The 25,486-nt window shown below is 74.3% G+C and carries 22 protein-coding genes and 1 riboswitch; of the genes, 9 read left to right on the top strand and 13 right to left on the bottom strand.

Going from position 1 to position 25,486, the window contains the following annotated elements:
* Positions 1-20: 20 nt before the first annotated feature.
* From EEW87_RS01920 to recA, 4 genes are all read right to left on the bottom strand, one after another.
* Positions 21-1,553 carry an alpha/beta hydrolase family protein gene (locus tag EEW87_RS01920; RefSeq protein WP_123090885.1) on the bottom strand — a complete coding sequence of 511 codons (1,533 nt, stop codon included), beginning with the start codon at positions 1,551-1,553 and terminating at the stop codon, positions 21-23.
* Positions 1,550-2,434, bottom strand: coding sequence for a hypothetical protein (locus EEW87_RS01915; RefSeq protein WP_123090886.1), 885 nt, complete (start codon positions 2,432-2,434; stop codon positions 1,550-1,552). The genes EEW87_RS01920 and EEW87_RS01915 overlap by 4 nt, the downstream gene beginning before the upstream one ends.
* Before the next feature lie 103 nt (positions 2,435-2,537).
* Entirely contained in the window at positions 2,538-3,188 is a 651-nt protein-coding gene (locus tag EEW87_RS01910) for a regulatory protein RecX (RefSeq protein WP_123090887.1), read from the bottom strand.
* A gap of 41 nt (positions 3,189-3,229) precedes the next feature.
* Positions 3,230-4,297: a recombinase RecA gene (gene recA / locus EEW87_RS01905; protein WP_123090888.1), complete on the bottom strand. Its 1,068-nt coding sequence runs from the start codon at positions 4,295-4,297 to the stop codon at positions 3,230-3,232.
* Between the two features lie 256 nt (positions 4,298-4,553).
* Here recA and EEW87_RS01900 point away from each other — a divergent pair, with 256 nt between their 5' ends.
* Positions 4,554-5,006 carry a VOC family protein gene (locus EEW87_RS01900; protein ID WP_123090889.1) on the top strand — a complete coding sequence of 151 codons (453 nt, stop codon included), beginning with the start codon at positions 4,554-4,556 and terminating at the stop codon, positions 5,004-5,006.
* Here the strand turns inward: EEW87_RS01900 and EEW87_RS01895 are convergent.
* Genes EEW87_RS01895 through EEW87_RS01885 form a run of 3 tightly spaced genes read right to left on the bottom strand, consistent with a single transcriptional unit; the run spans position 4,979 to position 6,588 of the window.
* The gene (locus EEW87_RS01895) at positions 4,979-5,740 is read right to left on the bottom strand and encodes a DinB family protein (protein ID WP_123090890.1); all 762 of its coding nucleotides are present in this window, start codon (positions 5,738-5,740) and stop codon (positions 4,979-4,981) included. The two genes, EEW87_RS01900 and EEW87_RS01895, sit on opposite strands and share 28 nt — an antisense overlap.
* Before the next feature lie 3 nt (positions 5,741-5,743).
* Positions 5,744-6,325 (bottom strand): RNA 2',3'-cyclic phosphodiesterase, encoded by a 582-nt coding sequence (gene thpR / locus EEW87_RS01890; protein WP_123090891.1) that lies wholly within the window; start codon positions 6,323-6,325, stop codon positions 5,744-5,746.
* Positions 6,326-6,342: 17 nt separating this feature from the next.
* Complete coding sequence (locus EEW87_RS01885; RefSeq protein ID WP_123090892.1) at positions 6,343-6,588, bottom strand: DUF3046 domain-containing protein; 246 nt, start codon at positions 6,586-6,588, stop codon at positions 6,343-6,345.
* Between the two features lie 45 nt (positions 6,589-6,633).
* Here EEW87_RS01885 and EEW87_RS01880 point away from each other — a divergent pair, with 45 nt between their 5' ends.
* The 6 genes from EEW87_RS01880 to EEW87_RS01855 all read left to right on the top strand — a co-directional run bounded on the left by EEW87_RS01880 (position 6,634) and on the right by EEW87_RS01855 (position 16,527).
* Entirely contained in the window at positions 6,634-7,653 is a 1,020-nt protein-coding gene (locus EEW87_RS01880) for a nitrilase-related carbon-nitrogen hydrolase (RefSeq protein ID WP_123090893.1), read from the top strand.
* A 17-nt stretch (positions 7,654-7,670) separates the two neighbouring features.
* Complete coding sequence (locus EEW87_RS01875) at positions 7,671-8,696, top strand: agmatine deiminase family protein (RefSeq protein ID WP_123091518.1); 1,026 nt, start codon at positions 7,671-7,673, stop codon at positions 8,694-8,696.
* A 49-nt stretch (positions 8,697-8,745) separates the two neighbouring features.
* Positions 8,746-9,642, top strand: a complete 897-nt coding sequence (locus EEW87_RS01870) for an SDR family NAD(P)-dependent oxidoreductase (RefSeq protein WP_123090894.1) — start codon at positions 8,746-8,748, stop codon at positions 9,640-9,642.
* Between the two features lie 4 nt (positions 9,643-9,646).
* Entirely contained in the window at positions 9,647-10,957 is a 1,311-nt protein-coding gene (locus EEW87_RS01865; RefSeq protein ID WP_123090895.1) for a DUF2252 domain-containing protein, read from the top strand.
* Between the two features lie 82 nt (positions 10,958-11,039).
* A complete protein-coding gene (locus tag EEW87_RS01860) occupies positions 11,040-15,683 on the top strand; it encodes an ATP-dependent helicase (RefSeq protein ID WP_123090896.1) in 4,644 nt (1,547 codons plus the stop codon).
* A complete protein-coding gene (locus EEW87_RS01855) occupies positions 15,676-16,527 on the top strand; it encodes an Fpg/Nei family DNA glycosylase (protein WP_123090897.1) in 852 nt (283 codons plus the stop codon). Before EEW87_RS01860 ends, EEW87_RS01855 begins: the two co-directional genes overlap by 8 nt.
* 31 nt (positions 16,528-16,558) lie before the next feature.
* On the opposite strand, the gene EEW87_RS01850 is transcribed toward EEW87_RS01855, so the two are convergent.
* The 6 genes from EEW87_RS01850 to EEW87_RS01825 are packed head-to-tail and all read right to left on the bottom strand — an operon-like array spanning position 16,559 to position 23,103.
* On the bottom strand, positions 16,559-16,852 hold the full coding sequence (locus EEW87_RS01850; protein ID WP_123090898.1) for a helix-turn-helix domain-containing protein: 294 nt from the start codon (positions 16,850-16,852) through the stop codon (positions 16,559-16,561).
* Positions 16,849-17,388 (bottom strand): CinA family protein, encoded by a 540-nt coding sequence (locus tag EEW87_RS01845; protein ID WP_123090899.1) that lies wholly within the window; start codon positions 17,386-17,388, stop codon positions 16,849-16,851. Before EEW87_RS01845 ends, EEW87_RS01850 begins: the two co-directional genes overlap by 4 nt.
* Positions 17,385-18,035 carry a CDP-diacylglycerol--glycerol-3-phosphate 3-phosphatidyltransferase gene (gene pgsA, locus EEW87_RS01840; protein ID WP_123090900.1) on the bottom strand — a complete coding sequence of 217 codons (651 nt, stop codon included), beginning with the start codon at positions 18,033-18,035 and terminating at the stop codon, positions 17,385-17,387. The genes EEW87_RS01845 and pgsA overlap by 4 nt, the downstream gene beginning before the upstream one ends.
* Positions 18,032-19,489, bottom strand: coding sequence for a 30S ribosomal protein S12 methylthiotransferase RimO (gene rimO, locus EEW87_RS01835; protein ID WP_123090901.1), 1,458 nt, complete (start codon positions 19,487-19,489; stop codon positions 18,032-18,034). The genes pgsA and rimO overlap by 4 nt, the downstream gene beginning before the upstream one ends.
* A 35-nt stretch (positions 19,490-19,524) precedes the next feature.
* Positions 19,525-20,229, bottom strand: a complete 705-nt coding sequence (locus tag EEW87_RS01830; protein ID WP_123090902.1) for an ion channel — start codon at positions 20,227-20,229, stop codon at positions 19,525-19,527.
* Between the two features lie 30 nt (positions 20,230-20,259).
* Positions 20,260-23,103 (bottom strand): FtsK/SpoIIIE family DNA translocase, encoded by a 2,844-nt coding sequence (locus tag EEW87_RS01825; RefSeq protein WP_123090903.1) that lies wholly within the window; start codon positions 23,101-23,103, stop codon positions 20,260-20,262.
* A 128-nt stretch (positions 23,104-23,231) separates the two neighbouring features.
* Between EEW87_RS01825 and EEW87_RS01820 the strand changes: the two genes are divergently transcribed.
* Positions 23,232-23,876, top strand: coding sequence for a prepilin peptidase (locus EEW87_RS01820; RefSeq protein ID WP_163562360.1), 645 nt, complete (start codon positions 23,232-23,234; stop codon positions 23,874-23,876).
* A 92-nt stretch (positions 23,877-23,968) separates the two neighbouring features.
* Positions 23,969-24,081, top strand: a riboswitch (SAM riboswitch).
* A gap of 40 nt (positions 24,082-24,121) precedes the next feature.
* The gene (locus EEW87_RS01815) at positions 24,122-25,438 is read left to right on the top strand and encodes an aminotransferase class V-fold PLP-dependent enzyme (RefSeq protein WP_123090904.1); all 1,317 of its coding nucleotides are present in this window, start codon (positions 24,122-24,124) and stop codon (positions 25,436-25,438) included.
* Positions 25,439-25,486: the final 48 nt, after the last annotated feature.

Here is a 25,486-nt window from a genome sequence, read left to right as displayed (position 1 = left end):
CAGCATGCCAGCGGGCCGGCTCAGTCCTCTCGACCGACCTCGTAGTCCGTGCCCGTGACGACCGCGCCGTCCTGGGCGAGGAAGGCCGCGAGGCTCGCCTCGTAGGCCGCGACGGCCGGGTCCTGCGACGCGGCGACCGAGTCGGCGTAGGCGGCGTGGGAGTGGTTGCCCGCGAGGTCGAGGGGGCCCGCCGGGTCGGGCAGGGTCACCGTCGTCGCGCCCGGCCCGTTCCCGTGGGCCAGCTGGTCGGGGTTCGGCAGCGGCACGAGCGGCGCCAGGGGGTCGTAGAGCGAGTCGCCGAGGTCGAGGCGCGGCACCGCGTCGGAGGCGTGCTGGAGGTCCAGACGCAGGACGGAGGGGTCGGTGTCGAAGGTGTCGACGGGTGCGCCGTAGGTCAGGGAGTGGGTGATGTCGTAGCGCGACGTGAAGGCCGGGTCCTCGAGCAGGGCGGTCGTGACGATGCCGCCCTGGGAGTGGCCGACGAGCATGACCGGCGCGTCGGGCGGGATCTGGGCCTGCGCCATCGCCTCCTGCACCGCCTGCATGGCCGCCGACTGCTGGCCGGACATCGCGACGAGGTTGCCGGTGAGGTCGAAGGTGTTGCTCCCCGTCGTCGGGCCCCAGGACAGGGTCCCCGGCGTGGCGACGACGTAGGCGGTGCTGCCGTCCGGCTGCGTCACCTGGGTGACCCGGATCGAGCCGTCGACGGCGTACGCGTCGGTCGTGCCGAGCATGATCTCGGCGAGCGAGGTCGGTCGGCGCAGCGCGGGATGCCCGTCGACCGAGCCCGACGTCGACAGCTCGGTGGAGCCGGTGACGGTGCCGGTGCCGTCGTCGAGGAGGTCGAGGTCCTGCCCGGTGAGCAGCGCCCCGGCGAGGTTGGCGACGCTGCCGCCGAGGAGCAGCGTGCTCGCGACGACCTCGCTGAGCCGGGGCCACCGGCCCTGCGTGAAGACGTCGGTGAAGAGGTCGAGGTGGTGGTCGGCGGCCTCGGCGAGACGGACGAAGGTGTGAGCGACGCTCTCCTCGTACCGGGACAGCCCGACGACGAGATCACTCGCGCGGTCGCCCAGCCAGCGCCCGGTGTCCTCGCCGCGGTCACCGAGCCAGTCGAGCCCCTCCTCGGCACGAGCCCCGAGCCACTCCGCGCCGTCGGCGACGGTGTCGACCACCTCCTCACCCGCGCCGAGGAGGTCGTCGGCGAGATCGCCCGCGCCCTCCCACGCGTCCTGCCACCAGGGCCGGTCGGGCGACTCGTGGGCCACCGGCACCGACGGGGCGCGACCGCCGCTCGCGCCCTCCTGGTCGGCGACCTGGCGCTCGAGGTCGTCGGCGGCCGAGCGCAGCGCGCGAGCCGCGGCCGAGATCGACGGCGCGGCCTGCTGCCACCCCCGGGCGAAGTCCTCGACGTCGCCCCCGGCCCAGCACCCGTCGAGGACGCGCAGCATCGCGGTGCCGCTCGTGCCGACGTCGTCGGCGCGGCCCGCCTGGTCGGCCAGGTGCGCGGCCACCTCGAGCACGAGCGCGGGGTCGAGGCCCTCGGTGACGCTCATGCCCCGACCTGCCCGGTGATCGCCTCGTCGACGAGAGCGTGGGCGCCGGTGACGAGGTAGCGCAGCTGCGCGGCGACATCACCCGGCTCGACCCCGACGACATCGGGGGTCCCGGACGCCGTGCGCACGGCGCACAGGTGCTCGTCGGCGAGCACCCAGTGGCCGCTGCCCACCGGCACGGCGACGTCCGCACCGGTGCGCGCCAGGACGGTGAGAGCGACCTGGGCCTCGCCGCCAGCGAGCACCGCCGACAGCTCGGGGTCGTCGACGGCAGACTCGAGGACGGCGCCGGGGGTGCGCCCGAGCGGGTCAGCCTCGACGCGTCGACGCAGGTCCTCGGCGACACCGCGCGGCGGGGCGAGATGGCGCTCCCGGCTCAGCGGGGTCACGTGAGCGGCTGCCCGCAGCGCTTCGTGGGGAGGCAGCACCCGGCGCACCGCCGCCCAGAGCTGCTCGGGGTCCACCGCGACGAGCTCGACGGCGCCCTCTCGGCCCGCCGGCTCGTAGCCCTCGGCCGTGGCGCGCAGGCGGACCCGCTGGGTGCGCACGAGCGCGATGCCGGGCAGCAGGGCGATGTCGCTCTCGAAGGAGACGAGGTCCTGGCGGGCGACGACCCGCACCTGCACCGGCGCTCCCGGGGCCGCCGCGAGGACACGAGCCCACGACGGGCGCAGCGTCCCACCGCTCGCGATCTCGGCGCGCTCCAGCTCCGCCCATGCTCCCTCCAGCGCCGGCACGTCCTGGCCGGTGGCCGCGGCGAGGGCGGTCTCGAAGGCCGGCAGGCTGACCCGCCGGATGGTCATCGAGCGGGTCCCGCCCCCGCCCTGGTGCTCGTGCTCGTGGTCGTGGTCGTGGTCGTGCTCGTGACCGCTCGTGCCCATGCCCGCTCCCTCGCCGGTGTGCCAGCGACGCTAGGGCGGGCCCCTCGCGGTGGGGAATGGGGAGCGCTCCCCGTGCCGGGGTGCGACAGGGTGCGCGCGCCGGTCAGTCGCGCTGGTGCTCGGGCAGCGCGTCGAGGGACTCGGCGATCACCTGACGGGAGATCTCCGAGGAGTAGCCCTTGCGGGCGAGCATCCCCGCGAGCCGGCGGGTCTGCACGACACGCTCGAGGCCGTGCATCGAGCGCAGCTTCTTCGCGACGAGCTCACGGGCCACGTCGCGCTCGTCGTCGACGCCGATCTGGGCGAGCACCCCGCTCGCCGTCTCGTCGTCGACCCCCTTCGCCCGCAGCTCGTGCTGCAGCGCCCGCCGGGCCAGGCCCCGACCGGTGCGCTTGGAGCGCACGAACATCTGCGCGTACGCCTCGTCGTCGACGAGGCCCACGTGCTCCATGCGGTCGAGCACCTCGGCGGCGACGTCGTCGGGGCAGCCCTTGCGCCGCAGCGTGCGCTCGAGCTCGGCGCGCGACTTCGGCGACCCGGTGAGCGCCCGCAGCACGACGGCCCGGGCCACCGCCCGGGGGTCGGCATCGTCGTCGGGCGCCTCGGGCGGCGGGGGCCCGCTCGGCGCACTCGGCGCGCTCTGCCCGCCCGGGGTCGGCTCCCCCGCCTGGGCACGCGCGACCGCCGCGCGCAGCCGCTCCAGGGTCTGCTCCTGGGGCGTGCCGGGCGCGGCGGTCTCGTCGGTGCTGCTCATCGCGGGCGATCAGCTCTGCGTGACGGCGTCAGCCGGTGCGATCAGAAGTCGACCGGGACGTCGACGCTGCCCTCGGGCTCCTCGACCGGGACCCCGATGCCGAGCTTGGTCTTGATCTTGACCTCGATCTCGTCGGCGAGCTGCGGGTTGTCCTTCAAGAAGTTGCGGGCGTTCTCCTTGCCCTGGCCGAGCTGGTCGCCCTCGTACGTGTACCAGGCACCGGCCTTGCGCACGAAGCCGTGGTCGACGCCCTGGTCGATGAGACCGCCCTCGCGGGAGATGCCCTGCCCGTAGAGGATGTCGAACTCCGCCTGCTTGAAGGGCGGGGAGACCTTGTTCTTGACGACCTTGACGCGGGTGCGGTTGCCGACCGGCTCGCTGCCGTCCTTGAGCGTCTCGATGCGCCGGACGTCGAGACGCACGGATGCGTAGAACTTCAGCGCCTTGCCACCGGTCGTCGTCTCCGGGGAGCCGAACATCACGCCGATCTTCTCGCGGAGCTGGTTGATGAAGATCGCCGTCGTGCCCGAGGTGTTGAGCGCACCGGTGATCTTGCGCAGCGCCTGGCTCATGAGACGGGCCTGGAGACCGACGTGGCTGTCGCCCATCTCGCCCTCGATCTCGGCGCGCGGCACGAGCGCCGCCACCGAGTCGATGACGATGATGTCGAGAGCACCGGAGCGGATGAGCATGTCGGCGATCTCGAGCGCCTGCTCACCGGTGTCGGGCTGGGAGACGAGGAGTGCGTCGGTGTCGACGCCGAGCTTCTTGGCGTAATCGGGGTCGAGGGCGTGCTCGGCGTCGATGAAGGCCGCGATGCCACCGGCGCGCTGGGCGCTGGCGACGGCGTGGAGAGCGACCGTCGTCTTGCCGCTCGACTCGGGGCCGTAGATCTCGACGACCCGGCCGCGGGGCAGCCCGCCGATGCCGAGCGCGATGTCGAGGGAGATCGACCCGGTCGGGATGACGGCGATGGGCGGCCGGACGTCGTCGCCCAGGCGCATGATCGCGCCCTTGCCGTGCGACTTCTCGATCTGGCCCATGACGGAGTCGAGGGACTTCAGCTTCTGCTCGTGGAGCTTGGTGTCGATGGCGGTGACATCAGCCATGCCAGGTACCTGCCTGTTCTTGCTCGGGTCGGGCGCGCCCACCGGCGAACCGTCGCACGGTCGGTCTCGTCGTGCTGTCGGGTCAGACGCTAGGGACCACCACCGACAACGACCCCAGCCGCCGTGAGGCTGTGGATACTGATGCCGTCGGGATGACCGCTGTGCACAAACCTAGCCGAACAGGTGTTCGAGGTCGTGCACCGACGCGCCGGACGGCGTGTCGGGCCGCCGACGGCCGCCACGAGGAGGACACGCGATGACGACCCAGCCCGGGAGCAGGCCCGACGAGGGCGACGAGGTCCCCCTCCCCCGCCTGTGCCAGACCGTCCTCGACACCACCGACGCCCGAGCCCTCGCCGAGTTCTACCGCCGTCTCCTCGGCCTCGTCTACCGACCCGGCGACGAGCCGCCGGCCGACGGCGAGCGCGACGTTGCCGACTGGCTCGTCCTTCGCCAGCCCGACGGCGGCCGGGCGCTGGCCTTCCAGCAGGTCGAGCGGCTCACCCCGACGACGTGGCCCGACGACGACGTGCCGATGCAGCTCCACGTCGACTGCACCGTCCCCGACGTCCCCGCCCTCGAGGCGAACCTGCGCCGTGCCCTCGACCTCGGCGGCCGGCTCGTCCTCGACCGCTCGCAGGACCCCGAGGAGCCCCTCTACGTCGTCGCCGACCCGGCCGGTCACCCCTTCTGCATGTTCGTCGGCTGAGCGTCCGACGACGCCGACCGGGCCTGGAGCAGGTCGAGGTCGCGCACCGCGTAGCGCTGGTGCTCCCACTCCTCGTCGAGGATCGTGCGCAGGCACGACAGCGTCGTCTCCGCGTGCTGCGGCGCCCAGGGGTTGGCCCGCACCTGGGCGAGGTCGTCGGCGACGAGCGTCGCGAGGTGCTCACGGACCATCCGCTGACGCCCTGCCCGCGCCTCGAGCACCTCCTCGTACGTCGGCTGCCGCGTCGTGAAGACCGACATGTCGTAGCCGTCGGCCTCGTACTCGGCGTGCGGCTGGCCGAGGGGGTGGTAGGGCTGATCCAGCCCGAGCACCGCGCGCCCGAGCCACGTGTCGGTCGCCATGACGAGATGGCGCAAGGTCTGCGCGAAGGACCACTCGTCGTCGACGCTCGCATCGACCGTGCCGGCCGGCATCGTCGCGACCCGGTCGAGGACCCGGGCCCAGGAGGCCTCCAGCGCCGCCCACGCCGCCCGCAGCCCCTCGGGGTCGCTCGCGCGTCGCAGCGACCGGCCGGGCATCCGGGCGTCGAGCTCGGCGTCGACCAGCGGGGCCACGTCCACGCCGTTGACGACGAGCGAGGCGCCGCCGCCGAGCAGCCACGGGGCCTCGATCTCGGCACCGTCGACCTCGACCGAGCGCAGCACCGCCCCCGACAGGTCGACCCGCTCGAAGCGGGCCCCGCTGAGATCCACGTCGACGAAGCGCTCGGCCATGCGTCAACCCTCGCGCAGCGCCTCTCCCGGCGGCAACGGGTCCGCTCCGAGCGGCAGGGTCGCGACGACCTCGTGACGGGGTCGCCCCTTCGCCCCTTCGCCGAGGAAGGAGGCGACGAGCTCGACCTCGTCGACGACGAAGGGGTCCGCCTGCCACGCGTCGAGGACCCGCAGCCACCGCGTCGCCTCGACCGGTCGCCGCAGCCGCGCGAGGGTGAGATGGGGCACGAAGGCCCGCCCGTCCGGGCTCGCCCCCGACACCGAGGCAGCGGCCCGGCACCCGCGGGCGAGCCGGGCCAGCGGGTCCTGGGCGGCGTCGTCGACGCCGAGCCAGAGCACCGAGGCGCGACCGGCGTGGGGGAAGGCTCCCGCTCCCCCGAGCGAGAGGGCGAAGGGGGCGGCCCGCCCCGCCGCGTGGGCGAGCCGTTCGACGAGCTCGTCCGCACGGGACGGGGGCACGGACGCCATGAAGGCCAAGGTGAGGTGCCACTGGGCGGGGTCCACCCACGGCATGCCCTCGCGTGGCTCGAGGAAGGCGGCGAGGTCCTCGCGCACCGCCTCGGGCAGGGCCACCGCGACGAACATCCGGTGGCCCACGCCGATCAGTCCCCGATGGAGTCGACGACCCGGCGCGGCACGTCCATCGTCACGTCCTCGCCGAGCCGGCGGGACTCCGGGACGTCCATCGCGTCGCACACCGCCTGCCACACCTCGCGGGCCGGGACACCGGCCTCGAGGGCGTCGACGGCGTTTCGACCGCCGAGGCTGCCGAGGACCTGGTGGCGGGCGAGGGTATGGGCGTACCCGGCACCGAACTCGCCCTCCATGAGCGACCAGAACTGACTCATCCGCACGCGCGCAGTGTAGGCACGCCTCGCCCCTAGACTGCCCGCGTGCGCCTCATCACTGCCGACGCCGTGCCCACCAGCCTCGCCCGCGTCGAGGAGCCGACCCAGGCCCCGCTGCGGGTCGCCCTCGTCCAGCACCGCTGGCGCGAGGACGCCGTCGAGCTCGCCCGCGTGCTCGACGAGGCGATCGGCCAGGCCGCGCAGGCCGGTGCCGAGATCGTCTTCCTGCCCGAGATCACGCTGCTGCGCTACCCGGCCGACGTCCTGCCGGCCGAGGCGCCCGGTCCCGGTGCGGAGTCGCTCGACGACGGACCGACGGTGACCCTCGCGCGCGAGGCCGCAGCCCGCCACGGCGTCTTCGTCCACGCCTCCCTCTACGAGCGGGCGGAGCACGCCGACGGCGCCGAGGAAGGCTCCCCCGTCGACGGCCTGGGCTACAACAGCGCCGTCGTCGTCAGCCCCGACGGCGAGGTCGTCGCCCGCACCCGCAAGACCCACATCCCCGTCACCGCCGGCTACTACGAGGACAAGTACTTCCGCGCCGGGCCCGCCGAGGACGCCTACCCGGTGCACGAGGTGGAGACCTCGGTCCCCCTTCGCCTCGGTCTGCCGACGTGCTGGGACGAGTGGTTCCCCGAGGTCGCCCGTGCGTACTCGCTCGGCGGCGCGCAGGTCCTGTGCTACCCGACGGCGATCGGCTCCGAGCCCGACCACCCCGACTTCGACACGCAGCCGCTGTGGCAGCAGGTCATCGTCGGCAACGGCATCGCCAACGGCCTCTTCATGGTCGTCCCGAACCGCACGGGCGACGAAGGGGTCAACGACTTCTACGGCAGCAGCTTCATCTCCGACCCCTACGGCCGGGTGCTCGTCCAGGCCCCGCGCGACGAGGAGGCGGTCCTCGTCGCCGACCTCGACCTCGCCCAGCGCGAGGACTGGCTGGCGCTCTTCCCCTTCCTCGCCACCCGTCGACCGGACACCTACGGCGTCCTCACCGAGCCGATCCGCGACGAGCACCGCCGCGAGCTCGACGGCCCGACGACGAGCACGGACGTCAGCCTGTGAGCCAGCCCGCCTGGCGCATGCCGGCCGAGTGGGAGCCGCACGAGCGCACCTGGATGGCGTGGCCGAGCGCCGGCTACACGCTCGGCGACACCGCCGCCGACGCCGAGGAGGCCCGCACGACGTGGGCGGCCGTGGCCCGCGCGGTGGCCCGCTTCGAGCCGGTGACCGTCGTCGTCACCAGCCCGGACGTGCGCATCGCCCGTGAGCACCTCGGCACCGACAGCCCGCACGAGATCGACATCGTCGTCGCCTCGCTCGACGACGCGTGGATGCGTGACATCGGGCCGAGCTTCGTCCTCGGTGACGGGCGCCTCGGCGGGGTCGACTGGGTCTTCAACGGCTGGGGCGGCCAGGACTGGGCGAGCTGGGAGGACGACGCGCGCGTCGCCGAGCTCGTCACCGACGTCGCCGGCGGCGCGCACCTGCCCTCGACCCTCGTCAACGAGGGCGGCGGCATCCACGTCGACGGCCAGGGCACGGTCCTGCTCACCGAGACCGTCCAGCTCGACCCGGGCCGCAACCCCGGCCTCACCCGCGAGGACGTCGAGGCCGAGCTCGCGCGCACCATCGGCGCGACGACGGCGATCTGGCTGCCCCGGGGCCTCACCCGCGACTACGACTCCTTCGGCACCCGCGGGCACGTCGACATCGTCGCCTGCTTCAGCGAGCCGGGGACCGTGCTGGTGCACTGGCAGGACGACCCCGAGCACCCCGACCACGAGGTGAGCCGCGAGGCGGAGGCCGTCCTGTCGGCCGCCCGGGATGCGAAGGGGGGCCCGCTGCGGGTCGTCCGCGTGCCGGCACCGCGCACCCTCGCCGACGACGAGGGCCCGGTCGACTGGAGCTACATCAACCACCTCGTGTGCAACGGCGGGGTCGTCGCGTGCACCTTCGAGGACGAGCGCGACGACGAGGCGCTCGACGTGCTGCGCGCCGCCTACCCCGGGCGCGAGGTCGTCGGCGTCGACGCCCGCCCGCTCTACGCCCGCGGCGGCGGCATCCACTGCATCACCCAGCAGCAGCCGGCGGTCCCCGCGGTCTGAGGCGGTCTCCCTTCGCCCCCGCCGCCGGTGCCCGGGGTTAGCGTCGGGCATGACCCTCGCACCGAACCCCCGGCACACCCCGTCGCTGCGCGGACGGCGGGTGCTCGTCACGGGCGGGGCCCGGGGCATCGGTGCCGCGCTCGCCGAGCTGCTCGCCGCGCACGGCGCGCAGGTCGCCGTGCTCGGGCTCGAGCCCGCCCTGCTCGAGGAGGTCGCCGGGCGGTGCGGCGGTCCGTGGCGCGAGTGCGACGTGTCCGACCCCGTGGCGGTGGACGACGCGGTCGAGGGGCTCGTCGCCGATCTCGGCGGTCTCGACGTCGTCGTCGCCAACGCCGGCATCGCCCGGCAGCTGCCCGTCATCGGCGGCCAGCCGGGGGTCATGGAGACCCACCTCGCCGTCAACGCGCTCGGGACCTTCTACACGCTGCGCGCGGCGGGCCCGCACATCAGCCACGAGCGCGGCTACGCCCTGGCGACCGCGGCGCTCGCCGCCGCGATCCACCTGCCCCTCATCGGTGCCTACTCCGCGAGCAAGGCCGCCGTCGAGGCGATCGGCAACACGCTGCGTCTGGAGATCCGGCACACCGGGGCGAGGGTCGGGGTCGCCTACTACTCCGAGATCGACACCGAGATGACGCAGCGGGGCTTCGCCACCGAGACGGCGCGGCTGCTCACCGGTGGGGGGACGATCACGGGCGTGACCCCGCTGCCCACCGCGCTGCGAGCGCTCGAGCGCGGGATCGCCCGGCGCAGCCGGCACGTCGTCGCGCCCCCGTGGCTGCGTCCGGCGGTGCCCGGGCGGGCGGTCGCGCAGCGCCTCGCCGAGCTGCGTCTGCCCGCCACCCTCGCCGACGCGATCGAGCTGGCCCGCACCGAGCGGGTCGGGTGGACGACGGATCAGCCGTCGACTCGCGCGGCCCGGGGCCCTGGCTCGGCGCGAGACTGACGCCATGACGTCCGACGAGCAGCGCACCGAGCAGATCATCACGACCCTGGCGGACGCCTTCGAGGACCTCCAGCGCACCGACCCCGCCGCCTTCCGGGTGAAGTACCGCAAGATGGCCCGGGACCCGCACGCCTTCTACCGGGGCACCGCGTGCCTGTTCTTCCACGACGTCACGCAGCGCGACGACGACTGGGCCGACGAGCGTGCGTCCGCCGTGTGGATCCACGGCGACCTCCACGTCGAGAACTTCGGCACCTACCTCGACTCCGACGGCCGGATGGTCTTCGACGTCAACGACTTCGACGAGGCCTACCTCGGCAGCTTCACGTGGGACCTCATGCGTTTCGCCTCCTCGCTCGCGCTGCTCGGCTGGCAGAAGGCGCTGCCCGACGACGAGATCCGACGGCTCATCGGCCGCTACCTGCGCGCCTACCTCGCCCAGGTCGACCACTACGCCGGCACCGCGCGCGAGGACTTCTCGCTCCACCTCGACAACACCGAGGGCCCGGTGCGCGACGCCCTCGTCGTCGCCCGGATGACCGAGCGCTCCGAGCTGCTCGACTCGATGACGCACCGGGTCGACGGGGTGCGGATGTTCGCGGAGGGCGCCGGGGCACGCCCGCTCGGCCAGCGCGAGCGGGCGAAGGTCATGCGCGCCTTCGAGCGCTACCTCGAGACCATCCCCGAGCACAAGAAGATCGACCGCGAGCTCTTCTACGAGGTGCGTGACGTCATCGGGCGCTCCGGCTTCGGCATCGGCAGCGCCGGGCTGCCCGCGTACACCGTGCTCGTCGAGGGCACGAGCCAGGCGCTCGACAACGACGTCCTGCTGTCGATGAAGCAGGCCAACGTGCCGGCGCTCAGCCGCTTCGTCGACACGGCGCGGATCGACGCGTACTTCGAGCACGAGGGCCACCGCACGGTCGTCAGCCAGCGCGCGCTGCAGGCCCACACCGACCCCCTCCTCGGCCACACGGAGATGGACGGCGTCGGCTACGTCGTGAGCGAGGTCTCGCCCTACGAGGTCGACCTCGACTGGGCCGAGCTCACCGAGCCCTCGCAGATGGCCGCCGTCGTCGACCTCCTCGGCCGCGCGACCGCGAAGATCCACTGCGCCGCCGACGAGGACAGCGACCAGGACCTCGTCGACTTCCAGGTCGAGGAGGCGATCATCGCCTCGCTCGACGGCCGGCGGCGGGCCTTCGGGGGCTTCCTCGCGGACTTCGCCGTCGAGTACGCGCAGGATGTGCGGCGCGACCACGCGCTCTTCGTCAACGCCTTCCGCGAGGGCCGGATCGGGATCTCCGCGACCTGAGCCGGGCAACCCTGGACGTCCGCAGGTCGCACCTCCCACGAGCGGCCGCGCTGTCGGTGCCCGGTGGCAGGCTGTCCCTGCCATGACAGCCGACCCCGCCCCCGCCGAGGACGTCCTCGACCTCTTCTCGCCCGCGACGCGCGCCTGGTTCTCCACGAGCTTCGCCGGGCCGACGACCGCGCAGGAGGGCGCGTGGCGCGCCATCAGCAGCGGCGCGCACGCGCTCGTCGTCGCCCCGACCGGCTCGGGCAAGACGCTGTCCGCCTTCTTGTGGGCCCTCGACCGGCTCGTCGCCACCGAGCCCCCGGCCGAGCGGCTCGCCCGCTGCCGGGTCCTCTACGTCTCGCCGCTCAAGGCGCTCGCCGTCGACGTCGAGCGCAACCTGCGCTCCCCGCTCGTCGGCATCGGCCACGCCGCGACCCGGCTCGGGCTCGAGGCCCCGCAGGTCGGCGTCTCGGTGCGCTCCGGCGACACCCCGGCCAACGAGCGACGCGCCTTCGCCCGGACCCCCACGGACGTCCTCATCACGACGCCCGAGTCGCTCTTCCTCATGCTCACCTCGGCCGCACGCGAGGCGCTCGTCGGGGTCGAGACGATCATCATCGACGAGATCCACGCCCTCGCCGGCACCAAGCGCGGGGCCCACCTCGCCCTGTCGCTGGAGCGGCTCGACGCGCTGCTGCCGCAGCCCGCCCAGCGCATCGGCCTGTCCGCCACGGTGCGCCCGGTCGAGGAGATCGCCCGCTACCTCGCGGGCGGACGCCTCGTCGAGGTCGTCGCGCCCCCGTCGACGAAGCAGTGGGACCTCGACGTCGTCGTGCCCGTGCCCGACCTCGCCGACCTCGGTCAGGAGGTCGAGGACCTCAGCGGCCCGGCGAGCGGCCAGGTCGCCCGCACCTCCATCTGGCCGCACGTCGAGGAGCAGGTCGTCGACCTCGTCACCTCGCACGACTCGACCCTCGTCTTCGTCAACAGCCGACGGCTCGCCGAGCGCCTGACGACCCGGCTCAACGAGATCCACGCCGAGCGGCTCGAGGCGGCGGCGCTCGACGACGGCGCCCCGGCTCCCGCCGAGGGCGCGCCCGTCCGCCCGGCCGGGCCGCCCGCCCAGGTCATGGCGCAGGCCGGCACGTCGAGCGGTGCCCCCGCGATCCTCGCCCGGGCCCACCACGGGTCCGTGAGCAAGGAGCAGCGCGACGAGATCGAGGAGGACCTCAAGGCGGGCCGCCTGCCCTGCGTCGTCGCGACGTCGAGCCTCGAGCTCGGCATCGACATGGGTGCCATCGACCTCGTCGTGCAGATCGAGTCACCGCCGTCGGTGGCGTCCGGCCTGCAGCGGGTCGGGCGCGCCGGTCACCAGGTCGGCGCGGTGAGCCACGGCGTCGTCATGCCGAAGTTCCGCGGCGACCTCGTCCAGGCGACCGTCGTCGTCGAGCGCATGCGTCAGGGGGCGATCGAGTCCATCGCCGTGCCCGCCAACCCGCTCGACGTGCTCGCCCAGCAGGTCGTCGCCATGTGCGCGCTCGACGACTGGTCGGTCGAGGACCTCGGTGCGCTCGTGCGGCGGGCCGCCCCCTTCGCCTCGCTGCCCGACCCCGTCCTCACCGCGACCCTCGACATGCTCGCCGGCGCCTACCCCTCCGAGGACTTCGCCGAGCTGCGCCCGCGCGTCGTCTGGGACCGCGTCGCCGGCACCCTCACCGGCCGGCGGGGCGCCCAGCGCCTCGCCGTGACGAGCGGTGGCACGATCCCCGACCGCGGGCTCTTCGGGGTCTTCCTCGCCACCGGCGAGGGCCCGGGCCGCCGCGTCGGCGAGCTCGACGAGGAGATGGTCTACGAGTCGCGGGTCGGCGACGTCTTCACCCTCGGCACGTCGTCGTGGCGGGTCGAGGACATCACCCACGACCGGGTGCTCGTGAGCCCGGCGCCGGGGCAGCCGGGCAAGCTCCCCTTCTGGCACGGCGACCAGCTCGGCCGGCCTGCCGAGCTCGGCGAAGCCCTCGGCGCGACGGTGCGTGAGCTCGTCGCCCTCTCCCCCGAGGCCGCCCGCGAGCGGCTCAGCGCCTCCGGGCTCGACACCTGGGCGGTCGAGAACCTCCTGGCCTACCTCGGCGAGCAGCGCGCGGCGACCCGGCACGTCCCCGACGACCGCACGATCGTCGTCGAGCGCTTCCGCGACGAGATCGGCGACTGGCGGGTCGCGGTGCTCTCCCCCTTCGGCGGGCAGGTGCACGCGCCGTGGGCGCTGGCCATCTCCGCCCGGATGCGCGAGCGCTTCGGGGTCGAGGTCCAGGCGATGCACGGCGACGACGGGATCGTGCTGCGCCTGCCGGACCTCGAGTTCGACGACGGCGCGGCCATCGGCTCCGAGCTGCTCGACCTCGTCACCGTCGAGCCGTCGATGGTCCTGCCCGTCGTCACCGAGCAGGTGGGCGGCTCGGCCCTCTTCGCCTCGCGCTTCCGCGAGTGCGCCGCCCGCGCCCTGCTGCTCCCCCGGCGCCGGCCCGACCGGCGCCAGCCGCTGTGGCAGCAGCGCCAGCGGGCCGCCTCGCTGCTCGAGGTGGCCAGCCGCTACCCGAGCTTCCCGATCATCCTCGAGACCGTGCGCGAGGTGCTCCAGGACGTCTACGACGTGCCGGGTCTCGTGCGTCTCATGGAGGGCATCGACCGCCGCGAGATCACCCTCGTCGAGCTCGAGAGCCCGCGTCCCTCCCCCTTCGCCGCGTCGCTGATGTTCGGCTACGTCGCGCAGTTCCTCTACGAGGGCGACTCCCCGCTCGCCGAGCGTCGGGCGGCCGCGCTCACCCTCGACCCGGCCCTGCTCGCCGACCTGCTCGGGCAGGGCGAGCAGCTCTCTCTCGCGGACCTGCTCGACGTCGAGGCGGTCCAGCGCACCCAGGGCGAGCTGCAGCGCCTCGCCGAGGGCCGCCGCGCCCGTGACGGCGAGGACGTGGCCGACCTCGTGCGCACCCTCGGCCCGATCACCGTCGACGACCTCGTGGCGCGCTCGGTCGACGAGCTCGACGAGACCGCCGTGCGCGCCGCCCTCGAGGAGCTGCGGGCCAGCCGGCAGGTCATCGCCGTGCAGGTCGCCGGCCAGGAGCGGTGGGCCGTCGTCGAGGACGCCGGGCGGCTGCGCGACGCCCTCGGCGTGCCGCTGCCCGTCGGGGTGCCCCAGGTCTTCCTCGAGCCGGTCGCCGACCCGCTCGGAGACCTCCTGTCCCGCTACGCCCGGACGCACACCCCCTTCGCCGCGACCGAGGCGGCGGCCTGGCTCGGGGTCGGCGCCGCCGTCGCCCGCGACGGGCTGCGCCGGCTCGTGCAGTCCGGGCGGGTCGTCGAGGGCGACCTGCGTCCGGCCGAGCTCGGCGGGGGTGGCGGGAGCGACTTCTGCGACGCCGAGGTGCTGCGGCTGCTGCGGCGCCGCTCGCTGGCCGCGCTGCGCCACGAGGTCGAGCCGGTCGCCCCTGAGCAGCTCGCCGTCTTCGTGCCCGCGTGGCAGGGGGTCGGGGCGACGATGCGTGGCGAGGACGGTCTCGTGCGCGTCGTCGAGCAGCTCGGAGGGGTGCGCCTGCCGGCCTCCGCGCTCGAGTCGCTCGTCCTGCCCTCGCGGGTCGCCGACTACACCCCGGGCATGCTCGACTCCCTCGTCGCGACCGGCGAGGTCGTCTGGGCCGGTCACGGGAGCCTGCCGGGCGACGACGGCTGGGTCTCGCTGCACCTCGCCGACACGGCGCACCTCACCCTGCCGGCGCCCGACCGCGAGGGCCTCTCCCCCGCCCACGAGTCGGTGCTCGAGGCGCTCGACGGCGGCGGGTCCTTCCTCTTCCGCCGGCTGAGCGACGAGGTCGCCTCAATCGACGACGAGGCGCTCGCCGACGTCCTGTGGGATCTCGTGTGGCGCGGGCTCGTCACCGGCGACACCGCGGCCCCGGTCCGCGGTCTGCTCGCCGGAGGGCGCTCGGCTCACAAGACGACCCGCCGACCGGCGGCGCGCACGCGGTACGGCCGGCGCACGAGCCTGGGCCGGGCCGCGATGCCGGCCCGCAGCGGCCCGCCGCGGGTCGCCGGGCGGTGGTCGCTGCTGCCCGAGGCCACGAGCGACGCCACGGTGCGCACCCACGCCTTCGCCGAGGGCCTGCTCGACCGGCACGGCGTCCTCACCCGGGGGGCCGTGCAGTCCGAGTCGGTGCCCGGGGGCTTCGCGGCCATCCACCGGGTGCTCTCCGCCGCAGAGGAGGCCGGGCAGGTGCGCCGCGGCTACTTCGTCGAGGGGCTCGGTGGCTCGCAGTTCGCCCTGCCGGGTGCGGTCGACCAGGTGCGCTCGGCCAGCGGCCGCGGGCAGACCTGGGTCCTCGCCGCCACCGACCCCGCCAACCCCTACGGCGCCGCGCTGCCCTGGCCGCCCTCAGAGCGCGAGGGCAGCCACCAGCCGGGCCGCAAGGCCGGGGCGCTCGTCGTCCTCGTCGACGGCCGGCTCGTCCTCTACGTCGAGCGCGGCGGTCGCACGCTGCTGTCCTGGACCGACGACCCCGAGCCGCTCGCCGCCGCGGCCCGAGGCCTGGCCGGAGCCGTGACGAAGGGGGCGCTCGGCCGCCTCACCGTGCAGAAGGCCGACGGCCAGCAGCTCCTCGGCAGCGACCACCCGCTCGGTCAGGCCCTCGAGGACGCCGGCTTCACCGCCACGCCCCGAGGGCTGCGTCTGCGGCAGCGGCCCCGTGCCTGAGGGCGACACGCTGCGCCGGACGGCCCAGCGGCTCCACCAGGCCCTCGCCGGCGACCCGCTGGAGCGGGTCGACCTGCGCTGGGGGTCGCTCGACGGTGCGGCGCTCGTCGGATCCCGGACCCTCGAGGTCGTCAGCCACGGCAAGCGTCTGCTCCACCGGGTCGAGGGCGGGTGGACGATCCACTCGCACCTGCGGATGGAGGGGCAGTGGCGGGTCGAGGGGCTCGACTCGCCCCAAGGACGCCGCGCGCTGGCCAACCCGCAGACGCGTGCCGTGCTCGACGGCACCCGATGGCGAGCGGTCGGCCTGCGTCTCGGCGAGCTCGACCTCGTGCGCACCCGCGACGAGGGCACGCTCGTCGGTCATCTCGGGCCGGACATCCTCGCCGACCCGCTCGACCTCGACGAGGTCGTCCGCCGGCTCGAGGGCGACCCGCGCCCGATCGCCGAGGCGCTGCTCGACCAGCGTGTCGTCAGCGGGATCGGCACCTTCTGGGCCAGCGAGATCCTCTTCGTGCGACGGGTGCACCCGTGGCGACCGGCGCGCGACGTGGGCGCCGACGAGCTCAGCCAGATCATCAGCCGTGTCGCGCGCCTCATGCAGCGCGCCGTGGTCACCGGGGTGCAGGGCTCGACCGGCGAGACGCGGCGCGGTCACGAGTCCTACGTCCACGCCCGCTCGGGTCGGCCGTGCCGCCGGTGCGGCGACACGATCCGTGTGGCGATGGCCGGTCGGGCGGGCCAGGAGCGCACGATCTTCTCCTGCCCGACGTGCCAGGGCGGGCTCGCCCCGACCGACGACGGTCGACGCCAGGCCCCGCTGGGACCGCGCGGACGTCGCTGAGGGGACTGCAGACGGCGCCGAGCGGGACCGCTCAGGCGGCGGAGGCGGAGACGCCACCGCCGACGCGCAGCGGCACAGGAGCGCTGGCGTGCTCGGCGCGGCTGACCCGGGTCGCCACCTCGGCGAGGACCTCGGACAGCGGCATGCCGAGCGCGACGCAGACGGAGGAGAGGAGCTCGGAGCTCGCCTCCTTCTCGCCGCGCTCGATCTCGGAGAGGTAGCCCAGCGAGATGGAGGCGTCGGCGGAGATCTGGCGCAGCGTGCGGCCCTGGGTGGTCCGGGCCTCGCGCAGGACCTCCCCGAGCTCTTCGCGCAGCAGGATCACGACCGGCCCTCCTCTCGCTCGACGTGCGGCTGTGGTGCTGACCCCACCGTACCGCGAGCATGCGACGACGCCACGGCGAGGAGCAGGTCCAGCGCGCCGCGCACGCTCGCCTCGCGTACCTCGGCGCGGCCGCCCGGCAGGTCGAGCCGGCGCAGGTGCACCTCCCCGCCCCAGGCGCACGCGAGGTGCACGGTGCCGGCGGGGTGGCCCTCGCTCGGCCCGGGACCGGCGACCCCCGTCGTCGCCAGGGCGACGTCGCACCGCAGGACGCGCTGCGCCCCCTTCGCCATCGCGGCGGCGACGTCCGGGTGGACCGTGCCGACCGCGTCGAGGAGCGAGAGGTCCACGCCGAGCACCTGCGCCTTGACCTCCGCGGCGTACGCGACGACCGCCCCCCGGTGGACGTCCGAGGCGCCCGGCACCGCGACGACCGCCGCCGAGAGCAGACCGCCGGTGAGCGACTCGGCGCAGCCCAGCGTCAGCCCGCGAGCGCGCAGCTCGTCGAGCGCCGCCGCCGCGACCGGGTGCGGGGTCATGGGACCTGGCGGTCGCGACCGGCCCGGGCCCGCTTCATCGCGGCGCGCTCGCTCGTCTCGCGCAGCGTCAGCGCCTTCATGACGTAGTCGGCGGCGGTGGCGATGGTCACGGCGACGGCCGCGGCGAGGATGACGTAGCCGACGACCTCCCACACCCGCGACCACGGCAGGACCCACAGCGGGGCCATGAGGATGAGCAGTGCCTGGGCCTGGAGGAAGGTCTTGACCTTGCCCCCGCGGCTGGCCGGCATGACGCCGTGGCGGATGACGAAGAAGCGCATGAGGGTGATGCCGAGCTCGCGCGCGACGACGACGACGCTCACCCACCACGGGATGACGTCGATGATCGACAGGGTGATGAAGCCGGCCCCGGTGAGGGCCTTGTCGGCGATCGGGTCGGCGACCTTGCCGAAGTTCGTGACGATGCCACGGGCCCGGGCGATGTCGCCGTCGACCCGGTCGGTGACGATCGCGACGGCGAAGACCCCGAAGGCCCACCAGCGCGACGCGGCGTCGTCGCCGCCGCCGCGCAGCAGCAGCCAGACGAAGACGGGGACGAGCAGGATGCGCAGGACGGTCAGCGCGTTGGGCAGGTTCCACGGGCTCGGCTCGGGTGCGGGCGCGGGGACCGGCGCGGGGGTGCTCATCGCCCGACCCGGGCCACGAGGTCGATCCCCTCGGTGCCCTCGACGACCGCGTCGACGAGGTCACCGACGGCCAGGCCCTCGACCTCGCCGAGCAGGATCGTCTCGCCGTCGACGTCAGGGCCCTGGTGCTCGGCGCGTCCGACGACCTCGGGGTGCCCGTCCTCGTCCTCGACCTGCTCGACGAGGACACGGACGTGCTGGCCGATGCGCTCCTCGGCGCGCTGCGCCGAGAGCTCGTCGACGAGGGCCCGCACGCGCTCGACGCGCTCGGCGACGACGTCGGGGTCGATCTTGTCGTCGAGGCGCTCGCCCTCGGTGCCGTCCTCGTCGGAGTAGCCGAAGACGCCGACGACGTCGAGGCGAGCCGCGACGAGGAAGCGCTCGAGCTCGGCGAGGTCGTCCTCGCTCTCGCCGGGGAAGCCGACGATGACGTTGCTGCGGATGCCCGCCTCGGGCTGGCGCTCCCGGATGCCCTCGACGAGCTCGAGGAAGGCCTGCGTCGAGCCGAAGCGGCGCATCCGGCGCAGCAGGGTCGGGCTCGAGTGCTGGAAGGAGATGTCGTACCAGGGCATTACCCCGGGGGTGGCCGCCATCGCCTCGAGGAGGCCGGGACGGATCTCGGCGGGCTGGAGGTAGCTGACGCGCACCCGCTCGACGCCCTCGATCTGCGTGAGCTGGGGCATGAGCGCCTGCATGAGGTCGAGCTCGCCGAGGTCCTTGCCGTACGACGTCGAGTTCTCCGAGACGAGGAAGAGCTCGCGCACGCCCTGCTGGGCCAGCCAGCGCCCCTCGGCGATGACGTCGGTGGGCCGGCGCGAGACGAAGGAGCCGCGGAAGGTGGGGATCGCGCAGAAGGCGCAGCGCCGGTCGCAGCCCGAGGCGATCTTCAGCGGCGCCCAGGGCCGGTCGTCGAGCCGGGCACGGGGCAGGTCGCGCACGGCGGCGGAATCGCCGCCCGGAGCGGCGGAGATGCCGTCGTCGCCGTGGCCGGGCAGGGCCACCGCGGCCGCGGCGTCGGCACGCTGGAGCGGTGCGAGCGGGAGCAGGGTGCGGCGGTCGCCGGGGACGTGCGCCTCCGGCGGGTGCCCGTCGAGCACGGCGCGCAGGTGCGAGGACATGTCGCGGTAGGAGTCGAAGCCGAGCACGGCGTCGGCCTCGGGCAGCTCCTCGGCGAGCTCGCGGCCGTACCGCTCGGCGAGGCAGCCCACGGCGACGACCGCCTGGGTGCGCCCGGTCTCGCGCAGCTGTCCGGCCTCGAGGACGGCGTCGATCGAGTCCTTCTTCGCCTGCTCGATGAAGCCGCACGTGTTGACGACGGCGACGTCAGCCTGCGAGGCGTCGTCGACGAGCTGCCACCCCTCGGCGGCGAGGCGCCCGGCGAGCTCCTCGGAGTCGACCTCGTTACGGGTGCACCCGAGGGTGACGAGGGCGACGCTGCGAGACGGCTCAGACATGGCCCCCACTCTAGGTCTCGCGCGGAGGGGCTCGGTCAGCGGCGCGCCTTGGCCACGGTGAGCGCGACGAGCCGGGAGATGACCATCGCGACGTACATGACGCCGGTGAGCTGCTCGATGATCGTCACAGCCCGGGCGTGCGGGCGGATCGCCCCGACGTCGGAGAGCCCGACGCTCGTGAGGTTGGCCGCGGAGAAGAAGAGCAGCTCGAGGAAGCTGCGACGCGGCCCGGGCACGTGCCCGGTGAAGGAGTCGGGCCAGATGAACTGGACCCCGAGGTAGAGGTAGGCGAAGGCGAAGAGCAGGACGGTGAAGGCCGCGCCCACCGCGAAGAGCTCGTCGCTCGTCACCCAGCTGTCGGAGAAGACGTAGGACACGAGCCCGTACGCGACGTAGAGGTAGAAGGCCGCGAGCCCGAAGTGGCCGACGGCCCCGACGAGGACGTTGTCCGGCGAGAGCACGCTCCACGCCTCGAGCGCCACGCAGGGGAAGCCGATGAGCAGCGCCAGCCAGGTGAGCGAGGGCGTCGAGCGTGTGACGAAGGCGGCGATCGTCACCGCGAAGAAGGAGATGACGACGAAGACGAGCCGCCCCCACAGCTGTGCCTCCAGCCACGGCAGCAGCAGGATCGCGAGCAGCTGGATCGCGAGGAGGATCGCCGACGGCTGCTTGCGCAGCACCGCCACCCAGTAGTCCCGGCCGGACAGGGGCTTCTTCGGGGCGTACCAGACCTCGGGCATGACGTCAGCGTAGAGCCGCGGGGGCCCCGGTCAGCGCCCGGTGAGCGACCACGCGTCCTCGTCGTCCTCGTCGTCGTCGACGGGGATGTCCGTGCCGATGGGGTCGACCGCGTAGCGCCCGGTCGGAGGGGTCGGCTGCGGGTCGCGCTCGACGTCGACGACCTCCTCCTCACCGGCGAAGGGGCGAGGGCCCTCGTCCTGACCCGGCACCTCCTGCGTGTCGTCCGGGGACACCGGGGCGGCGTCCGGCACGTCGTCACCGCGCATGAGCGCCAGGGTCACCGGCAGCTCGTCGGGCGTGATGAGCACGTCCCGGGCCTTGCTGCCCTCGGAGGGGCCGACGACGCCGCGGGACTCGAGCAGGTCCATGAGACGACCGGCCTTGGCGAAGCCGACGCGCAGCTTGCGCTGGAGCATCGACGTCGAGCCGAACTGCGTCGTCACGACGAGCTCGGTGGCCTGGAGCAGCACGTCGAGGTCGTCGCCGATGTCCTCGTCGATCTGCTTCTTCGGCACCTCGACGGCGACGTCCTCGCGGTAGCGCGGGGCGAGCTGGCCGGTGACGTGCTGGACGACCTCGTGGATCTCGGACTCGGTGACCCACGCGCCCTGGACGCGCATCGGCTTGCTCTTGCCCATGGGCAAGAAGAGCGCGTCGCCCTGGCCGAGCAGCTTCTCGGCGCCCGGCTGGTCGAGGACGACCCGGCTGTCGGCGAGCGAGGAGGTCGCGAAGGCCATCCGGCTGGGCACGTTGGCCTTGATGAGGCCGGTGACGACGTCGACGGAGGGCCGCTGGGTCGCCAGCACGAGGTGGATGCCGGCGGCGCGCGCCAGCTGGGTGATGCGCACGATCGAGTCCTCGACGTCGCGCGGCGCGACCATCATGAGGTCGGCGAGCTCGTCGACGATGACGAGCAGGTAGGGGTAGGGCTGGATCGTGCGCTCGCTGCCGGGCAGCGGCTGCACGGTGCCGGCGCGGACCGCCTTGTTGAAGTCGTCGACGTGCTTGTACCCGAAGGCGGCGAGGTCGTCGTAGCGCATGTCCATCTCCTTCACCACCCACTGGAGGGCCTCGGCGGCCTTCTTCGCGTTGGTGATGATGGGCGTGATGAGGTGCGGGATCCCCTCGTACGCGGTGAGCTCCACGCGCTTGGGGTCCACGAGCACCATGCGCACCTCGTCGGGCGTGGCCCGCATGAGGATCGAGGTGATCATCGAGTTGACGAAGCTCGACTTGCCGGAGCCCGTCGCGCCGGCGACGAGGATGTGGGGCATCTTCGCGAGGTTGGCGATGACGTACCCGCCCTCGACGTCCTTGCCGACACCCATGACCATCGGGTGCTCGTTGGTCCGTGCGACGTCGCTGCGCAGCACGTCGCCGAGGCAGACCATCTCCTTGTCGGCGTTCGGGATCTCGATGCCGATGGCCGACTTGCCCGGGATGGGGCTGAGGATGCGCACGTCGGCCGAGGCCACGGCGTAGGCGATGTTCTTGCTGAGCGCGGTGACGCGCTCGACCTTGACGCCGGGGCCCAGCTCGACGACGTACCGGGTGACGGTGGGGCCGCGGTGGAAGCCGGTGACCTGCGCGTCGATGCCGAACTCGTCGAGGACGTTGGTCAGGGCGTCGACGACCTGGTCGTTGGCGGCGGAGCGCTCCTTGTGCGGCGAGCCGGCCTTGAGCGCCGCCGAGTCGGGCAGCGTGTAGGTGACGTCGCCGGCGAGGGCGAGCTGCTCGACGCGCTGCGGCAGCTGGGTCGTCGGGGGCGCCTGCAGCGGGGTCTTGTCCTTGGCGACCGGGGCGACGACGCCGTTGCCGGTCGAGCGCTTCTCGCCGGGGCGCGGGCCCCCCTTCGCCGGGGCCTCCGGGGCGGCGGCCTCCTCTGCCGCGGCGTCCTCGGCCGCCTTCGCGGCGTCGGACTCGGCCTTCGCGGCCCGCCGGCGGCGTGCCTTCTCCGCGGGCGAGACCTGGGCGGCCTGGTCGAAGGCGGTGTCGCCGTCGCGCTCGTCGAGCTCGTCGAAGCGGCGCTTGCGGGCGGCCTGCACGGCACGGGCGGCCGCCGGCGTGCTCTCGACCTCGTCGTGCGGCTGCGGCGGGGCGCCGGTGAAAACGGCCCGCAGGTAGGCGGCCCGGGTGGGGATCTCGTGCAGGGGCGTGCCCGTGACGAGCAGGAGCGAGAAGGTGCCGAGCAGCACGAGGATGATCGCCGTCGGCCACACGGTGAGCCCGGTGGCGAGCGGGTCGGAGGCGAGGAAGCCGACGATGCCGCCGGCGTCGCGCATCGGGCCGGCGCCGTCGGGGGGCTGCGGGATGCCGCGGGCGATGTGCGTCAGACCGCAGACCGACAGCGAGAGCAGGGCCAGGCCGAAGCCGAGCCGGGCGCTCGTCGCGTCGTCGGCGCCGCGCAGCAGGCGCCACCCGGCGAGGACGAGGACGAGCGGGAGGGCGTAGGCGACGCGGCCGAAGGTCCCTGCGGCCACGGCGTGCACGAGATCGGCGAGCCCGCCCTGCAGGCCCCACCACTCGACGGCGGCGACGACGACGGCGAGCGCGACGAGGGTGAAGCCGAGACCGTCACGACGGTGCTCGGGCTCGATCTGGCCGGCCTGGTGTCCCACCCGGCGGGCACCGGCGCCGGCGGCGCCGGCGACCCCCATCCACGTGCTGCGCACGGCGGCGAGCGGGAGCGGGAGACCTCCCCCCTTCGCCGAGGTCGTGCCCGACCCCTTCGAGCCGGTGCGGCCGGAGGAGCGCGAGGAGGACCGGGCCTTGGTGCCCGTGGACCGCCCCGGGCCCTTGGTCGCGGCCGTGCGACCGGGTGCGCGGGTGGATCCCCCACGCGGGCGCGCGGGGGTGCCGTTACGTGTTGCCATGCTCGCAGGCTAGGCGATCGCCACCCCTTTCACACGTGTCACACGCGCACCAGGGGCCGCCGGTTCCGGGCGAAGGGGGGTGTGGACGGCGCCGGGGAGAGCCACCGGCGCCCGCATACCCTGCGTGCGTGCCCCATGTCCTCGTCGCGCTCGCCGTCGCGCTCGTGGGCACGCCCCTCGCGTGGCGATGGGGCCGCTCGGGCACCTATCGACGCCCGGACGAGACGGCTCCCCTGCCCGCCCATGAGTGGCTCGTCCCGGCCGTGCCGGCGCTCGCGGCCGCGCTCGTCTGGGTCTCCCGCGACGAGCCCCTCGCCGCCGCTGCCGCGACCGCTCTCCTCGCCCCCGTCGGCCTGCTCCTGCTCGCCGTCGACGCCGACGTCCACCGGCTGCCCAACGCCCTCACCCTCCCCTTCGCCGCCGCCGTCCTCGCCCTCCTCGCCCTCGCCGCGGCGACCTCGGGGCAGTGGGACGACCTGCGCCGGGCGCTCGTCGCCACGGCGGTCGTCGGCGGCGCCTTCGTGCTCGTCAGCCTCGTCCTCGGCTCGCGCGGCATCGGGATGGGCGACGCCAAGCTCGTGCTCGCTCTCGCCCCGTTGCTCGGCTGGTACGGGTGGAGCACCCTCACCATCGGCGTGTACGCGGCCTTCGCGCTCGGCGGTGCCGCCGCACTCGTGCTCCTCGTGCTGCGCCGGGTGGACCGGGCCACGCACCTCGCCTTCGGCCCGTACCTCGTGCTCGGGGCGGTCCTCGCGCTCCTCGTACGCGCCTGAGCACGCCCCTCCCCCGCCCAGGTCTCAGCAGACAAGACGGGGCCGGACGGGCTCGACGCCGCTCCCCGACCCGCTGCTATCGTCGCGGCCAAGGTCATGAGTGCCAGCGTCAAGCCCCGGCTCGCTGGTCGGCAACCCTCCTCCGCGGTGGGGTGCTCCGGGTGACGACCTGGCCGACGCCAGACGACGCCGGCAAGCGCGGACCCCGGCTGCCCCGAGGTCCCAGACCTCATGGGAGGCATGCCATGTCCACCACCGCTCTCGCCCCGGCCGCTGCGCCGACGCTCCCCCGCCCCGCCGAGCCGACGCTGGCGGCCGTGCACCAGCTGCGACCCCGCCCGAGCGCGCCGTCGACCCCGGCCCTCGTCTCCGACGGGCTCGTCTGCCCGCTCGAGTCCGGCGCCGAGGTCGAGTACGCGAATCTCGACCACGGGGCCTCGACCTCGGCCTTCGTCGCCGTCAAGGCCGCCGTCGACGAGGCGAGCCTCACGTACTCGTCGGTGCACCGCGGCAACGGCTACGCCTCGCGCGTGACGAGCGCGCGCTACGAGCAGGCCCGCGAGGTCGTGGCCCGCTTCGTCGGCGCGCGCGCGGACGACCACGTGATCTTCACGCGCAACACCACCGACTCCTTCAACCTCCTCGCCTCGGTCGTGCCGCAGGACGCGCAGGTCTTCGTCTTCGGCTCCGACCACCACGCGACGATCCTGCCGTGGCGCGCCGAGCAGCTCGTCCGCCTCCCCGTGCCCTCGAGCCCGGCCGAGGCGGTCTCGGTCGTCGACGCGGCGCTGCGGACCTCGCGCACCGCCGACGCGCTCGTCGTCGTCACCGGCGCGTCGAACGTCACGGGCGAGTACTGGCCGGTCGCGCAGATCGCGGCGGTCGCCCGCCGGCACGGCGCCCGGGTCGCGCTCGACGCCGCCCAGCTCGTCCAGCACCGCGCCGTCGACCTCGCGCTCGAGGAGCTCGACTACGTCGCCTTCTCGGGGCACAAGATCTATGCGCCCTACGGCGCCGGCGTGCTCGTCGGGCGCTCGGACTGGCTCGACGCGGCCGAGCCCTACCTCGCCGGGGGCGGTGCGACCGCCGCGGTCTCCGACGAGGACACGACGTGGCAGATCGGGCCCGCCCGCCACGAGGCCGGCAGCCCGAACGTCCTCGGCGCGGTGGCCCTGGCCGTCGCGTGCGAGGTCGTCGAGGAGCACCGCGAGGCCATCGCCGAGCTCGACGAGACGCTCGGGCGGGGCCTGGTCAGCCGGCTCGACGCGATCCCCGGGGTGCAGACGCACTCGATCTTCGGCCCGACGCACGACCGGGCGCCGGTCGTCACCTTCACCGTCGAGGGCCGCTCGGCGCAAGATGTCTCGCGCCGGCTGTCCGACGAGCACGGCATCGGGGTGCGCGACGGACGCTTCTGCGCCCACGTCCTCGTCGACGCGCTCCTCGCGCGGCAGGGGTCGGGCAGCACGAGCGCGGTCCGCGCGAGCCTGGGTCTGGCGAACTCCCCCGAGCACGTCGACCGCCTCGTCGCCGCGGTCCGCTCCCTCGCCCCGCGGGGCTGACTCCCCCTTCGCCCGCCTCCGGCTACCGACCCGGCTACGACGCGAGCT

The organism is Janibacter melonis (assembly GCF_003721155.3).
Classification (GTDB): Bacteria; Actinomycetota; Actinomycetes; order Actinomycetales; family Dermatophilaceae; genus Marihabitans; species Marihabitans melonis.
This window is presented reverse-complemented; position numbering and strand designations above follow the sequence as displayed.

Bases quoted from the DNA above. Each gene is read 5' to 3' on its own strand.
- EEW87_RS01920 (WP_123090885.1), bottom strand. From the start codon at position 1,553: ATGAGCGTCACCGAGGGCCTCGACCCCGCGCTCGTGCTCGAGGTGGCC.
- EEW87_RS01915 (WP_123090886.1), bottom strand. From the start codon at position 2,434: ATGGGCACGAGCGGTCACGAGCACGACCACGACCACGACCACGAGCAC.
- EEW87_RS01910 (WP_123090887.1), bottom strand. From the start codon at position 3,188: ATGAGCAGCACCGACGAGACCGCCGCGCCCGGCACGCCCCAGGAGCAG.
- recA (WP_123090888.1), bottom strand. From the start codon at position 4,297: ATGGCTGATGTCACCGCCATCGACACCAAGCTCCACGAGCAGAAGCTG.
- EEW87_RS01900 (WP_123090889.1), top strand. From the start codon at position 4,554: ATGACGACCCAGCCCGGGAGCAGGCCCGACGAGGGCGACGAGGTCCCC.
- EEW87_RS01895 (WP_123090890.1), bottom strand. From the start codon at position 5,740: ATGGCCGAGCGCTTCGTCGACGTGGATCTCAGCGGGGCCCGCTTCGAG.
- thpR (WP_123090891.1), bottom strand. From the start codon at position 6,325: ATGTTCGTCGCGGTGGCCCTGCCCGAGGCGGTGCGCGAGGACCTCGCC.
- EEW87_RS01885 (WP_123090892.1), bottom strand. From the start codon at position 6,588: ATGAGTCAGTTCTGGTCGCTCATGGAGGGCGAGTTCGGTGCCGGGTAC.
- EEW87_RS01875 (WP_123091518.1), top strand. From the start codon at position 7,671: ATGCCGGCCGAGTGGGAGCCGCACGAGCGCACCTGGATGGCGTGGCCG.
- EEW87_RS01870 (WP_123090894.1), top strand. From the start codon at position 8,746: ATGACCCTCGCACCGAACCCCCGGCACACCCCGTCGCTGCGCGGACGG.
- EEW87_RS01865 (WP_123090895.1), top strand. From the start codon at position 9,647: ATGACGTCCGACGAGCAGCGCACCGAGCAGATCATCACGACCCTGGCG.
- EEW87_RS01860 (WP_123090896.1), top strand. From the start codon at position 11,040: ATGACAGCCGACCCCGCCCCCGCCGAGGACGTCCTCGACCTCTTCTCG.
- EEW87_RS01845 (WP_123090899.1), bottom strand. From the start codon at position 17,388: ATGACCCCGCACCCGGTCGCGGCGGCGGCGCTCGACGAGCTGCGCGCT.
- pgsA (WP_123090900.1), bottom strand. From the start codon at position 18,035: ATGAGCACCCCCGCGCCGGTCCCCGCGCCCGCACCCGAGCCGAGCCCG.
- rimO (WP_123090901.1), bottom strand. From the start codon at position 19,489: ATGTCTGAGCCGTCTCGCAGCGTCGCCCTCGTCACCCTCGGGTGCACC.
- EEW87_RS01830 (WP_123090902.1), bottom strand. From the start codon at position 20,229: ATGCCCGAGGTCTGGTACGCCCCGAAGAAGCCCCTGTCCGGCCGGGAC.
- EEW87_RS01825 (WP_123090903.1), bottom strand. From the start codon at position 23,103: ATGGCAACACGTAACGGCACCCCCGCGCGCCCGCGTGGGGGATCCACC.
- EEW87_RS01815 (WP_123090904.1), top strand. From the start codon at position 24,122: ATGTCCACCACCGCTCTCGCCCCGGCCGCTGCGCCGACGCTCCCCCGC.